Below are 13,005 nucleotides of genomic sequence, written 5' to 3'. Positions count from 1 at the left end.
CCATACAGCATTTGGTGCTACATTGTATGCTCGGCTGGGCGGAGGAGTTCATGCGAAATTCGGGTTGATCGACACCTTGTGGTACAATAGAAGAACTATTTTAACCAAGTTAGGGGAATGCCGAGGATGGCTAGAAATCAACGCTTAGTAACGGATACGGATTTTCAAGATGCTGTTGAAAGACAGGCTGTCGTCCGTGTTTTCAAAGATGATCACATTGTGGATTCGAATGCGGTTGTATTGCGTTTCAGTGAAAAAACAGTTGTCGTACAAACTCGTGTTAGTGATTTGACGTATTATGATCGAGAGGCTTGTGAATTTTTTGAAATGAAAAAACGATAGCTGCTGCAGCTATCGCTTAGTTTAATGTATAGGAAGTTAGTAGAACGAAGCGGTAGCCCGCTTTTTGAAGCTCGGGAATAGCTTTCATGATACCTTCTGCCGTATCTTTCTCCGGGTGATTCATATGAGCTAGTACAATAGAACCGCTTCGGGCTTTTAACAGTGCTTTGTATACCTGCTCCGTGTTATAAGTCGCTCCAGCGTCGCCGAGTACATTGTAACCAGCCAACTGAAAGCCCAAATCATGAACAACTCCTGCTGCAATATCATCATAATAGACTGTGCCCGAACGAAAAAATAAAGGACGCCGTCCAGTCAGCTTCTCGATCTGGTCAGCATTGTCTTTCACTTCATGAATAACATCGCTCACATTCTTGGTTCCCGTGATGCCATACGCCAACTTGCCATTTACGGACAAGGGCCGATGCTCGGTCCCATGATTTTCAATCTCAAACAGCGGGTTTGCGGCTAATTTGGCAAATATGTCCTTATTGGCCGTTATCCATCTCGCATTGATAAATAAGGTAGCCGGGATGTTCTCCTTGATCAAATAGTCGATCAGCTTCTCATCGTACCCACTGCCCTCCTTCCCACCGCATGCGTCAAAAGTCAGCGCAATCACTTGATCCTTCGTAGTAAGATGTGTCCGAACACCTGGAACATTTTCGCCCCATTTCTTTGGTTTAGCGTTTCCGTAACGCTCGATCAAGGTCTTTTCTAAAGACGAAAAATTCGGACTAGGCGATGAACTTGGGTCACTTGGAGCCGCCGATGGAATCGAAGATGTATCCAGTGCTGTTGGTGTTGAGGTCGGTGTTTCTATTGATGTTGCAATTGGTGGTGGTATTGTTGCCACTGCCGGTGTACCACTTCCTACAGCAGTCCCTTGAGCTGCCTCTCTATTGCTAATTTCGCAGGATGACAACGCTACCATTACGAGAAGAAAGAAAAGGAGGCACACTGTGCGCTCCCTCATTTGTGCTTACGCCAATCCAGACTGCTTTTAGACAGCAGATGTCCAAAATCATTCTCTAACCGTTTTTCTTCTGCTTTGCGAGCAGCTTCCGCCTTCGCTCTCTCTGCATCTTTCTTCGCTTGTTCCTCTGCTTTCATGGCATCAGCCTGCGCTTTGAGTCCCTCAAGTATTTCCGGGCGCAGTAAATCCTTAAGTGTTGCAGGTTTATCTTGCACGCTGGTAACAGCAGGAGTAGACGACCATTTTTTCTTAGCCATAACGGGTTCACCTCTGTTCAGTTTCTCCCTATTATTGTACACTTCTACTCGTGCAAATGATACGGTACCGTCGCCACAACGATATCTTTATCTGCTTGCAGCTTCGAACGAATACGTGCAGCAGACTGGTTATGGAGCAGTCGATGCCACCATTTTTTCGGCATAAATTGCGGTAAAATGACCATAATGTTTTGTTTTTCCGAAACATGCGCGTCAATTCTCTCAATAAATTCAGCCAGCGGCTTCAGTATCGTCCGATAACGTGATTTAAAAATAACCAATCGAACGCCCGGATCCCACTTCTCCCACTTCTCCTGCATCAATTCTTCATCTTCATCTGAGAACGATACGTAGAAAGCAATAACGTTTGGCGACAACGATTTCGCATAGTTCAAGGACTGTGCCACAACCCGATGAATACCCGCCACAGGGACAATAATCAAAGGCTCCTTCGTGCAAACCCGATCAATCGTTATATCAATACGTAATTGTTTCGCTACATCATCGTAGTGATGACTAATTTTCGTAATTAACCAAAGCAGCAACGGGGTTATAATAATAACAATCCATGCACCTTCGGTAAATTTAGTTATAGAAAATATGAGTAAAACAGCAAGAGAAACGATCCCGCCTAAACCATTGATGAGCAGCTTTCCGATCCAACCTTTTACTCGCTCTCTCAACCATTTACGAACCAAGCCGCCTTGCGCAAGTGTAAAAGATAAAAACACGCCTATCGCATATAGAGGAATGAGTGCATCGGTCTTACCTTTGAATCCAATCAAAAGAATACTGGCAAGCACACCAAGTGTGATAATACCATAGTGAAACGAAAGTCGGTCTCCTCGGAATGAGAACATACGCGGGAAGTTTTTATCCTGTGCCATGATGGATGCTAAGATTGGAAACCCGTTGAAGCTAGTATTAGCAGCCAAAACCAGAATGAGCATGGTACCAATTTGAGTTGCGTAATACATCGTCCCACGACCAAATGCCTGCTCTGTCACCATCGATAATACGGATGTATGACCATTAGGATCAGGTACAATTCCGTAACCCAAAGCCAACAGCGTTACGCCTCCAAACACGATAGCCAAAAGTGTCCCTAAGGATACTAACGTACGCTTCGCGTTTTTCACAGATGGTGAGCGGAAATGCGGCACGGCATCGGAGATGGCCTCGATCCCTGTCACAGCTGAACACCCGGAGGAAAATGCTTTTAAAAGGACGAATAACGTTAATGAACTCGTCATTGAACTCGGAGCAAACGCTATGGGATGCGTATTAATAGATCCCGTCAGCATATCGTATGTGCCTTTGCCCACTAGCAGTAAAATACAAAGAATAAAAAAGTACGTTGGAATAGCGAAAATCGTACCTGATTCCGAAGTTCCTCGCAAATTAAGCCAAACCATGATCCACACGAGAACTAAAGTAATCGGAACAATATACGGCACCGCCGATGGAAAAGCTGACGTAATCGCTTGCACGCCGGCAGAGATCGAAACAGCAACGGTAAGTGTATAGTCAATAAGCAGCGAAACCCCAGTCAGCCTTCCCCACACCATACCTAGATTTTCTTTGGAAACCATATAGGCTCCGCCACCTTGCGGGTAGGCCTCAATCACTTGTCTATAGCTCAAAACTAGCAGCATAATCAGAGCAATAATGGATATCGCAATGGGCAAAGAGAACGCAAAAGCGGCAATCCCAACGGTCGCGAGTTCCAAAAGAATCTGCTCAGTCCCATAGGAAACCGATGATAAGGCATCCGAGGATAGGATCGGCAGCCCCTTCCAAACCGGCAATTTTTCCGATTCCATTTCGCTAGATTTAAGCGGTTTTCCAAACATAATTTTTTTCAATGAGTCGCTTGTCATTCGTGATAGTTCCTCCAATTAAACCTAATATCTGACGTAAACTTGCGTTTTAGGACGCAAAAAAACACAAGGATAGACCTTGTGTTTATACACATGTTCTCCTTCCCACGGTCGCTTACGAGGTTAGCTGTCGGGTTCGGGCCGCGAGAATCTGCCCTAAATGGTGCCAAACGTAAGCACCTTTACTCACCCCATGAAACTTGTGGTTCCCCCGCTTTTCTAATAAGAAAATTAAGCGAAATATTCAACTGTAACGTACGAGTTGAATACTACTCTCTTCTTGCGGCATAGTAAAGGATTGAAAAAACTTAAAAATATAACTCCAACCTCTACATTCACTCAATAATTCGCTTACAATCATACGATTCATTGATTTGCTTCCATTCTCTTATTCCATCGTGGTTTTTTAAACATTTCTTAATGAGTTGAGTAATTAATGAAGCAAAGTAAAGGAAATTATTGGATTTTGATGATAACTCCTATGCAAACGAGGATCTGTGTAATGGACCCATCAGCTGAGAACAAGCTAGTCATTCTCAAATGGACAACAAAATAGACGGCTTACGCCGTCCTTGGTTGAAAGTGTTTATACAGGTTGATGCAATTGTTGTACACAGTACAACTTGCCTCTCTAATTCTCCAATTTATTTGAATCATCCTTTTTGTCTGAACCAAGAATCACATAAGCAACGCTAAATAAAACGGTTATGCCAAAAATCTGAAGCCATGCCTTTACCGCATTTATTTTCACATTATAACTTATACTCGAATACACACCCTGTGATGGTTGAAAGGAAACATCCAACCTGGATACCCAGATCGATTGATAACCTTGTTTTTCAGGAAAAGGAAACGGGCTATTCGATAATAGGTAATAATCAACAGGAACGGCAAGAAAGCAAAAAATGATGATAACGATAGCATAAACAGCCAGAAGCTTCTTACGGCGAGAGGTAATCTCCAAATTTACATCTTCTTTCATTTTGGATTTTTAAAGCTCTTCAACGACAATACCTTGGGCGAACTGGTCACTTAGGGATGACTCCATAATTAGTACCTGGTACTAACCCACCCAAGTATAATCCATAATTTGGAAAACATCAATGTAAATCGTAACTACCACAGCAGTCCCTTTTCCTAGTCTTGGTACAAGGAATAAATTTCCGTTTTCCAAGGAAACCTACTCTCAGGTGATATAACATGAATCTGACAGAAACAACGGATATGGCCAGACTTAAACTTCAATTCGAATCAAATAGCGATTTTGTGATGGAACGAAAACAACTTTTGGGTCAGGAAGTTGTATTTTGTTATTTTCGCCCATTTGTTAACCTTGCACAAACGAATCAATTATTATCTTGGATGGAGTCCAGTCCAATCAGTGATTGGCTTCAGCAAATAAGCCTATTGAATGGCCAATTAAACGCTTCTTACGACATGCAGATGAGCAGCTTAATGAAAGGTAATTTAGTTATTTATTTACTCGATAACCCAATAAGAAATTTTGTTATCGAGCCCGTTCCGTCAACGATTAGGAGAACGCTAAATGTTCCACAAAATGAAAATGCGATTGAGTCTTCCTTTGGAGCATTTAACGAGGATTTGGACACCAATATGGCGCTGATCCGCGATGAGCTAAGATCCCCTACACTAACCATGAATACCATGATGATGGGGACAAAACAGCCCAAAAGAACCACGTTAGCTTATTTATCCGACTCTGTTAATCGTAAACTGCTTTCTTCCTTAATGAAGAAGCTCGAGGCAAATAAAGCAAAGGAATTTAAACATTTGCAAGAAATCATCAAGGTATTGGGAGAAGGGAATTTCAGCCTTATTTCCCCTTGTCTAACTTCTGAGCGGCCGGCAGAAGCAGCAGACCATTTGAAAAATGGCCGTGTTATCCTGTTTATCGAAGGACTTCCGTACGCTTTTGTTATGCCAGTTATTATTACAGATCTCTGGTGCTTGAACTCCGATCGCAACTTCCCCAAGATTACAATGATTACCATTCGGATGCTTCGGTTTATCGGCATGTTTATCGCTTTAGTCTTACCTGCTCTATATGTATCTTTGGTCTCTGTGAATCCAGAGGTATTGAGAATCCAGTTAGCCTTGTCAGTTGCCCAGAGCCGTGAAGGGGTACCCTATCCGGCCTTTTTGGAAGTCATTTTTATGTTAATTGTTCTAGAGATGCTCATTGAAGCGAGTATTCGTCTTCCCAAAAGTATAGGTCCCTCGATAACAACAGTAGGTGGAATTATTCTCGGGCAAGCCGTTGTAAGCGCAAAATTGGTAAGTAATCTATTCATTATTGTTTTGGCAGCTTCCGCTTTGGCGAATTTTACATTGAACGGGGTACAAAATGCCCTGTTTATTCGAATATCAAAATATGTTTTGATCGTGCTTAGTGCTATTTTTGGTGTTCTTGGTACGATTGGTGGAATCATTTGGCTGTCCATCTATATGGCCTCTATCGCGACATTTGAAGTCGCCTACGTCAATGTAAATGTAAAGGAAGGTCCCCAGGATGGTTAATAAAATATCAGTCTATCTAACCTTCATCACTGTACATTTCGGGCTGATATTCTTCGTATATCCGGAGAAAATATTTGAATCGACAAGCAAAGGTCATTGGGAAGCAATACTATTAGGCTGCCTATTTGAAGTAGCTATGATGTGGATCTATCTAAGGGGCCTTTCAACTTTCCCTAACATGACGATCGTTCAGATTTGTAAACAAGTATTGGGTCCTTGGCTGTCAAGAATCCTCCTAATCCCAATCATGTTATATTTTCTTGCAACTCTAGTATTAATTTCTAGGGTATATTCGGAAATGATGACCATCGTTTTTTTACCTAAAACGCCGATCTCGGCTTTACTCTGTTTTATCTTCTTGGGCTTGTTTGCAGCCTGGTGTGGTATCAAGACTGTACTAAGAACGAGTGTCATTATCTCGGTTTTGTTCATACCTTGGATTTTTGCAGCACTCAGCAGCTCCGTGATAAATTTCGATATCCGTAATGCATCCCCAATTTGGAACACTAACTTTGATTTTTTGAAGCATCCTGCTTATTATTCAAGTTTTTTCGCTTTTTCCGGGTTTTTATTTTTGGGTATGATTCACCCTTTTTTTCGAAATGTCGCGCGCAGTCGAAAGGTATTCATCCTTTTGATTGCTGGCTTGTTTCCTTTATATTTGGCATCCGTTTATATACCCCTTCTCATTTTCGGACAAGAGACTGTCATTCAACTCCAATTCCCTCTTCACACAGGGATGGATACGATCGATATGAGCTGGTCCATATTAGAGAGAATGACGCTGTTTTACACAACTTCTACGATTGCTTTTTTAATTGTTTATAGTTCGGTTTTAATTTGGATCATAGCTGAGATGATTCGGAGCATCGTAGTTCCCTTATCCAATAAGTGGTTGAGTGTAATTATTACAATCATTGCCTACTTTCTTAGTTCTCTGGTTCCAGGGTGGTCTGAGACAGAACACCTCATTTGGCTGGATACTGGGCTCCGAGCTTATAGTATCTTTGTCTTTCCAGTCGTAATTGGGATTATTGGCGCACTGCAAAGGAGGCGAGTTAATCAAGGATGACATACATATTTCGTTCAGTCTTAATACTCCTAACGATATTCCTGTTATCGGGCTGTTGGGACAATAAGGATATTAATAAAAGGATACTTCCTGTAGCGATGGCTATTAGTCAAACAGACGCAAAAACGTATAAAGTGGGGCTTCGAGTGCCTCAACCTAATTCCTCTAATATGACGCCACGAATATTAACGGGGGAAGCCTCAACGATCAGTGAAGCCTTGGATCGGATGCGTGGAAATGTAGAAAGCAGTATTGATTTACTGCATCTCAAACTTCTGATGATTGATGAAAGAACCGCTAAGCTTGGTATAAAAGAAGTGCTTGAATATGCCATTAGGTCTCATGACATTGCACCTAAAGCGCTGGTTTCTGTGTTTAGAGGTGATTTAATTGAAATGTTAAACAAAAAAGAGCAAGGCGGAGCGGAAGGAGGCACTGCAAGCTATGATTTTTTCAACAAGCTGGCTGGCTGGACCCCCAATACTTCTATTGTGTATTTATGGGAAGCATTTCGAGGGAGCTTTTCACATACGGAAGATTATGCGCTTCCTATCATTAAACCTGGAGAGCGTACAATGTTTAAGTTAGATGGTTCCGCCATCATGAGTCGGGGAGTTATGGTTGGAACGATTTCTTCAGATGATACGCTCATATACAACATTATGAAAGGTGATTTTCAGGGGGCTAATGTAGAAGTAATGGAGCATGCCAGCGTTCTCCTAGTCGACGTGGATTATAAGCACCGTCATCATTGGGATGGCCATACACCGCAAGTGAAAACGGATATGAAGGTCATTGGCATGCTTCTGGAGACGAAGGGCAACCCCAGTAAAGAACAGATTAAGGATGAACTCAAAAACTTGTTGAGCAAGCGGGCTAACGCTATGATTTCCAAACTGCAGGAAAATCAGTCCGATTTGTTTGGTTACGGACAATATTTCCGTAATGATCTTTCTCGTGATCAATTAAAGGAATGGAGAAAAACCTGGTATCCACGGCTGAAAGTGACATTAAATGTGAAAGTGAATATTAGAAATAGTGGGAATTTGAAATTTAATACGATTGATTCGTGAGCATAAGGGCAAAAACGACTGAAAAACACAGCTTCCAAGCTGTATTTTTTCAGTCTATTTCCATTTCTATGAACGCTTCAAACCTAACTTTTCAACATCTACCAGCCATTTTTCACGCTGCTTATCCGTTGAAGACTTAACGGGACTTATTTCTGTAATCTTGACGGGATTGACTCCACAAAATTGTAAGGTCCCACGTTTCATGACATGATGCCCTGCTTGTTTATACACCCATCGATAGTACCATGCAGGTGTGTCCATGGTTACTATGAGACGGGCAGATTTCCCACTCAATAATTTGTCCCAGAACATGGAATTCGGACGATTCCGATAGGCGAAACCAGGTAGAAATACACGATCGATGAACCCCTTTAGGATCGCTGGGACTGTCCCCCACCAGATCGGATATACGAACACCAGGTGATCCGCCCAGCGAATCGTCTCTTGAGCCGCAAGCAAATCCTCTTCTAACTCCAGCCGTTGATGGTAGCCATATTTCAAATTCGGTTCAAAAGACAAAGAGCCTATATGAATGCTCCGTACCTCCGAGCCGCTAGCGATTGCCCCTTTCTTGTAGGCCTCCGATAACGCGGTGCAATAGCTCTTGGCAAAGGGATGTCCGTTAATAATGGCTATGTTTGGTTGCATGTTCCTGCCTCCTCGTGACTCTGTTTATTCATCTTTCATCACTGTGCGTGTTAAGATAAAGTAAGAATAAGCCATTTGGAACTAGAAAAGTATGATCAAACATGCCAAAATCTTATTCTTATGTGCAGAAAGGAGGCCTCGGGAGTTGTTACCAAACTACACAGGGTTATCAGTATCCCTTGTTTATCCGATTATTAAAACGATTGTGTTCAAGGGACATAACAAAGACGAGTTTTTCAAAAGAGCAAATATGGATGAGTCCATTCTTCAAGACACCGAGGCTCGGTTGTCGGAGGAGGATTTCGAACGTATGACGGAATTGGCCGCTCTTATTACTTCGGATGACATGTTCGGATTACATCAGGGACAAAACATAGAGGTTTCTGATTTGGGGATTCTAGGATATGTGATGCTTCACTCAAAAACTATCGGTCAAGGCCTAGCTGCTTTTCAAAAATATAATATGATCGTATGTGATGGATACAACATCAATTGGCAAATAGAAGAGAATGACGTTATCATCGGGTTGTCCTACAATCGTCCTCACAAACAGCCGGCCCGACACTGCATAGAGGATATGGCTAGTTCTTTGTATCATTTGATGATAAGGCTAAGCTGCAGAAATATTTCTTTAAAAGAGGTGCATTTCACTCATGCTCTCTCCACGGAGATTGACAAATATACATCGGTACTTGGGATCACGCCGCAGTTTGGTAAGGATTCGAATGCAATTCGTATAAGCAAGGACATCCTGGAATACCCGATTTTATTAGCGGACTCAAAGCTATTGGGGACTTTCGAGGCCATCGCGGAGGAAACCAGATACAGACTCATGGAAGGTCGAACATTCTCCGACCAATTATACAATTGGATCATGAAGGACATGCCGATGCCTTTTCCAAGTTTAAAAGAGACATCAATGGCTTTTAAAATGAGTGTTAGAAGCATTCAGGCAAGGTTAAAGCAGGAAAATACAACCTATCAAGATATCATGAATCGGGCTCGAAGAGAGCTTGCTGTTGGTTATTTGGCTAAACCGGAATATAAAATAGGAGAGGTCGCTTACCTTCTTCACTTTTCAGAGCCAAGTGCCTTCCAAAGTGCTTTTAAGAAGTGGACTGGAGTAACACCAAGGCAGTATAGGATGGATTTATTGAACCAGGGGATTGCAAAGGGAAGCTAGAAAGATGAGGCAGCATAAGCGCTGGCTTTACTGAATATGGATGAGATTTTTAAGCCCTCGAAGTACTCGATTGGGCTTTTTTTTATTATACGGTGTTAACGTCTTTCTGATTATCATCGTTCTCTGTTCCGCCATTTACATTGGCATTCTTCAAAAATTCGATATGGCTAAATCCCCACCCGCACATATTGGCTAAAACCGAACTTAACGTTCTTCCGTGATCGGACAAAAAGTATTCAACCTTAGGCGGAACTTCTTGATACACACGGCGTACAACGAGTCCATCCCGCTCCATCTCACGAAGTTGATTAGTGAGCATACCTTGCGTGACACCCGGAAGATGACGTCTCAGCTCCCCGAAGCGCTTGGTGCCTTCATTCAGTAAAATAAATAAAATGAGCGGCTTCCATTTCCCTCCAATCACCTGCAGAGTAGCCAATATCCCTTGCGTCGTTATGAAATCGCGATTTTCTTCCCGCATGTCCCCAACTCCCGATCACATGATTGTTACCTTCATAGTTGTTACTTTATCAAAGTATTCGGAAATAAAATAGTACGATGTTTTATCGTACTTAGTACGATTTTTAGTACTATATGCCGGAATCAAGTGCCACCGATGGTACGTTTTAGCTGACATAGTATGAATAAAATGCGTACTTTGCAAAAATGAAGTTCTCCACAATAATGAGGATGTAACTCGCGAAGCTACGAAAAATAGAGAGGATGTTTACTTTGAAAATAATGGTTATTATCGCTCATCCCCAGCTGAATCACTCCCGTGCCAATCAGACTTGGACACATGAGCTGAAGAAACACGCCAACATTGATGTCCGAGATCTTTATCAAGAGTACCCAGATTGGAAAATCGATAGAGAGAGGGAACAACAATTGCTGCTCCAATATGACCGGATCGTATTCCAGTTCCCCTTTTATTGGTATAGCTCCCCTCCTCTTTTAAAAAAATGGTTCGATGATGTTTTAACGTATGGCTGGGCTTTCGGACCCGGAGGTGATCATTTGAAAGGCAAAGAGTTCATTGTTGCAACGACAACTGGGGGCAAGGAAAGCGAATACAATTCGAGGGGTTACAACTGGTTCACAATCAGCGAATTATTAAGACCGATACAAAGCACCATCACCAAATGCAACGGCGCCTATCTGCCCAGTTTTGTCACCTATAATGTGAATGAAGCCACAGATATACATCTTGCAGAAGAGGCAAAAAAGTACGCGGATCATATCCAAACTTCCATACGTGCGCTCGTTCAAGAATAAACGACTCCGTCGTCCTTCTGGGACGAGCGCGTTTGTCAAGGTAGATGCGAAGCAAAAGTATAAAACTTATACTTTCTTATCTACTAAGAAAGCCCGAAAGGGCTTTTTTTACGTTATCCATTTTCTAAAAACTACATCGCTAGACCGAGAACTTTTTAAAGCTTGCGCCGGATGAGTGAAACACCTTGAAGATCTATGCTTAGAAGCGTTGAGGAATTTAGTTAAAGATGAGGTGTAACCATGAAAAAGCAAGGAAACAACAAGACTTTAGTTCTAATCGGTCTGCTGCTAGGCCTGGTATTCTCAGAGTTGGATCAAACGGTCGTGTCGACGGCCCTGCCGACCATTATTCGTGATCTGCACGGCATGACACTTTACGGCTGGGTAGCAGGGATTTACATGCTCTCGATTACGATGTTCATGCCGATCTTCGGCAAGCTTGCCGATATTTATGGTCGCAAGAAGATTTATTTAAGCTGTGTCGCCCTATTTATGGTCGGATCCATCATCAGCGGACTCGCTGATTCGATGACCACACTGCTAATCGGAAGAGGCGTTCAAGGAATCGGAGCCGGTGGACTCATGCCTTTGGCCATGATCATCATTGGCGATACATTTCCACTGGAGCAGCGAGCCAAAGTCCAGAGCCTTGTCGGTCCGTTATTGATTCTGCCACAGCTGATCGGACCTACGATAGGCGGGTATTTTGTGAGCTATGTGAGCTGGCATTGGATCTTTCTGATCAACATTCCTATTGGACTTATCGCTGCCTTTATCGTTTCCAAAGGCTTACGTGAAACGGTCAACACCGAGAAAAAATCCATTGACTGGGCAGGAGCCTTCACACTAGTGCTTGCCATGCTCTCACTTCTTCTAGCTCCGGTCTTGATCGACATCAAAGGCTATACATGGTCGTCCCCAGTTATTATCGGCTTATTGACGTTATTCGCAGCTCTTACCCTGCTCTTTATCCGAATCGAATCGAAGGCCAAGGAGCCGATTATTCCGCTTGTTCTCTTCAAAAATCGGTCCGTCGTCGTATTGTCCTGTATCGTGTTCCTAACCATGCTTGGTGTCATGGGAGGCATGTCGGGATTCCCATTTTTTGCACAGAATGTCATGGGTATGTCGCCTACCGCATCCGGTTACTTGTCGCTGGCCTTCATGGCAGGCGCCATTCCGGCGAGTGTCCTTTGCGGTAATCTCATAACGAAGATCGCCTACAAGAAACTCTTCATCGTATCGTTTATCTTCCCGATCGTAAGCTATGTACTGCTATCACGTATACATGTTGATACAACAGTTATCTATATTATCGTAGCGTTCTTCATTTTAGGGCTTGGGATCGGCGTTCTATTCGGTTCAGACAATTTGATCGTGCAGGAGTCCGTTGCGAAGGAACACAGCGGAGTCGGAGTGGCAACGGTGCAGTTGTTCCAGGCCATTGGTACCACGCTAGGATTCAGTATCTTCGGAAGTTTACTTTCCAGAAATATCGCCAGCGGTTTATCCGGATTATCGGACCAATTTCCAGAAGGAACTACAGAGACAATCCTGAATGGAGGCATCCCGCAGGGGCTCTCAGATGACTTACTGTTGCAGATCAAGATGGTATTTGCAGAGGCGTTTCAACACATTTTCGCAATAGGCATCATTTTCGCCATCGTAGCTTTCATAGCTTGCTGGTTCATGAGAAAAGAAGTGCTGACGAATTCGGAAGAGGCTCTGACTGCAAAAGAAGCTCTGACTACAAATACATGA

Annotated in this window: 13 protein-coding genes and 1 riboswitch; of the genes, 7 read left to right on the top strand and 6 right to left on the bottom strand. The window is 42.9% G+C overall.

Features of this window, described 5'->3' with window-relative positions:
- Positions 1-126: 126 nt before the first annotated feature.
- Positions 127-342, top strand: coding sequence for a hypothetical protein (locus AC58UU_RS29270; protein ID WP_057304084.1), 216 nt, complete (start codon positions 127-129; stop codon positions 340-342).
- Positions 343-358: 16 nt separating this feature from the next.
- Here AC58UU_RS29270 and AC58UU_RS29265 read toward each other — a convergent pair whose 3' ends face one another.
- The 4 genes from AC58UU_RS29265 to AC58UU_RS29250 all read right to left on the bottom strand — a co-directional run bounded on the left by AC58UU_RS29265 (position 359) and on the right by AC58UU_RS29250 (position 4,437).
- Positions 359-1,276: a polysaccharide deacetylase family protein gene (locus AC58UU_RS29265; RefSeq protein WP_497320822.1), complete on the bottom strand. Its 918-nt coding sequence runs from the start codon at positions 1,274-1,276 to the stop codon at positions 359-361.
- 38 nt (positions 1,277-1,314) lie between these two features.
- Positions 1,315-1,575 (bottom strand): YqkE family protein, encoded by a 261-nt coding sequence (locus tag AC58UU_RS29260; RefSeq protein WP_057304082.1) that lies wholly within the window; start codon positions 1,573-1,575, stop codon positions 1,315-1,317.
- A gap of 44 nt (positions 1,576-1,619) precedes the next feature.
- On the bottom strand, positions 1,620-3,455 hold the full coding sequence (locus AC58UU_RS29255) for an APC family permease (RefSeq protein ID WP_497320820.1): 1,836 nt from the start codon (positions 3,453-3,455) through the stop codon (positions 1,620-1,622).
- Between the two features lie 97 nt (positions 3,456-3,552).
- A riboswitch (cyclic di-AMP (ydaO/yuaA leader) is annotated at positions 3,553-3,703 on the bottom strand.
- Positions 3,704-4,086: 383 nt separating this feature from the next.
- On the bottom strand, positions 4,087-4,437 hold the full coding sequence (locus tag AC58UU_RS29250; protein WP_497320819.1) for a hypothetical protein: 351 nt from the start codon (positions 4,435-4,437) through the stop codon (positions 4,087-4,089).
- Between the two features lie 218 nt (positions 4,438-4,655).
- On the opposite strand from AC58UU_RS29250, the gene AC58UU_RS29245 reads away from it, so the two are divergent.
- From AC58UU_RS29245 to AC58UU_RS29235, 3 genes are read left to right on the top strand one after another with little or no spacing between them, the layout of a single operon-like run.
- Entirely contained in the window at positions 4,656-5,993 is a 1,338-nt protein-coding gene (locus AC58UU_RS29245; protein ID WP_497320817.1) for a spore germination protein, read from the top strand.
- Positions 5,986-7,065 (top strand): GerAB/ArcD/ProY family transporter, encoded by a 1,080-nt coding sequence (locus AC58UU_RS29240; RefSeq protein WP_497320815.1) that lies wholly within the window; start codon positions 5,986-5,988, stop codon positions 7,063-7,065. The genes AC58UU_RS29245 and AC58UU_RS29240 overlap by 8 nt, the downstream gene beginning before the upstream one ends.
- Positions 7,062-8,138 carry a Ger(x)C family spore germination protein gene (locus AC58UU_RS29235; protein WP_497320814.1) on the top strand — a complete coding sequence of 359 codons (1,077 nt, stop codon included), beginning with the start codon at positions 7,062-7,064 and terminating at the stop codon, positions 8,136-8,138. Before AC58UU_RS29240 ends, AC58UU_RS29235 begins: the two co-directional genes overlap by 4 nt.
- A 66-nt stretch (positions 8,139-8,204) precedes the next feature.
- Here AC58UU_RS29235 and AC58UU_RS29230 read toward each other — a convergent pair whose 3' ends face one another.
- Positions 8,205-8,786, bottom strand: coding sequence for an NAD(P)H-dependent oxidoreductase (locus AC58UU_RS29230; protein ID WP_497320812.1), 582 nt, complete (start codon positions 8,784-8,786; stop codon positions 8,205-8,207).
- Positions 8,787-8,931: 145 nt separating this feature from the next.
- On the opposite strand from AC58UU_RS29230, the gene AC58UU_RS29225 reads away from it, so the two are divergent.
- The gene (locus AC58UU_RS29225; RefSeq protein WP_497320811.1) at positions 8,932-9,969 is read left to right on the top strand and encodes an AraC family transcriptional regulator; all 1,038 of its coding nucleotides are present in this window, start codon (positions 8,932-8,934) and stop codon (positions 9,967-9,969) included.
- A gap of 85 nt (positions 9,970-10,054) precedes the next feature.
- On the opposite strand, the gene AC58UU_RS29220 is transcribed toward AC58UU_RS29225, so the two are convergent.
- Positions 10,055-10,450, bottom strand: a complete 396-nt coding sequence (locus AC58UU_RS29220) for a winged helix-turn-helix transcriptional regulator (protein WP_497320809.1) — start codon at positions 10,448-10,450, stop codon at positions 10,055-10,057.
- Positions 10,451-10,701: 251 nt separating this feature from the next.
- On the opposite strand from AC58UU_RS29220, the gene AC58UU_RS29215 reads away from it, so the two are divergent.
- The gene (locus tag AC58UU_RS29215; protein ID WP_497320808.1) at positions 10,702-11,244 is read left to right on the top strand and encodes an NAD(P)H-dependent oxidoreductase; all 543 of its coding nucleotides are present in this window, start codon (positions 10,702-10,704) and stop codon (positions 11,242-11,244) included.
- A 240-nt stretch (positions 11,245-11,484) separates the two neighbouring features.
- Positions 11,485-13,005, top strand: coding sequence for an MDR family MFS transporter (locus tag AC58UU_RS29210; RefSeq protein ID WP_497320807.1), 1,521 nt, complete (start codon positions 11,485-11,487; stop codon positions 13,003-13,005).

The organism is Paenibacillus sp. JT22N1, from assembly GCF_059692155.1.
Note: the sequence above shows the minus strand (reverse complement) of the source record. Positions and strands in the feature narration are given on the sequence as shown.

Coding starts and splice junctions, on each gene's coding strand:
- AC58UU_RS29240 (WP_497320815.1), top strand. CDS start 5,986: ATGGTTAATAAAATATCAGTCTATCTAACCTTCATCACTGTACATTTC.
- AC58UU_RS29230 (WP_497320812.1), bottom strand. CDS start 8,786: ATGCAACCAAACATAGCCATTATTAACGGACATCCCTTTGCCAAGAGC.
- AC58UU_RS29270 (WP_057304084.1), top strand. CDS start 127: ATGGCTAGAAATCAACGCTTAGTAACGGATACGGATTTTCAAGATGCT.
- AC58UU_RS29265 (WP_497320822.1), bottom strand. CDS start 1,276: ATGGTAGCGTTGTCATCCTGCGAAATTAGCAATAGAGAGGCAGCTCAA.
- AC58UU_RS29220 (WP_497320809.1), bottom strand. CDS start 10,450: ATGCGGGAAGAAAATCGCGATTTCATAACGACGCAAGGGATATTGGCT.
- AC58UU_RS29260 (WP_057304082.1), bottom strand. CDS start 1,575: ATGGCTAAGAAAAAATGGTCGTCTACTCCTGCTGTTACCAGCGTGCAA.
- AC58UU_RS29210 (WP_497320807.1), top strand. CDS start 11,485: ATGAAAAAGCAAGGAAACAACAAGACTTTAGTTCTAATCGGTCTGCTG.
- AC58UU_RS29250 (WP_497320819.1), bottom strand. CDS start 4,437: ATGAAAGAAGATGTAAATTTGGAGATTACCTCTCGCCGTAAGAAGCTT.
- AC58UU_RS29255 (WP_497320820.1), bottom strand. CDS start 3,455: ATGACAAGCGACTCATTGAAAAAAATTATGTTTGGAAAACCGCTTAAA.
- AC58UU_RS29235 (WP_497320814.1), top strand. CDS start 7,062: ATGACATACATATTTCGTTCAGTCTTAATACTCCTAACGATATTCCTG.
- AC58UU_RS29245 (WP_497320817.1), top strand. CDS start 4,656: ATGAATCTGACAGAAACAACGGATATGGCCAGACTTAAACTTCAATTC.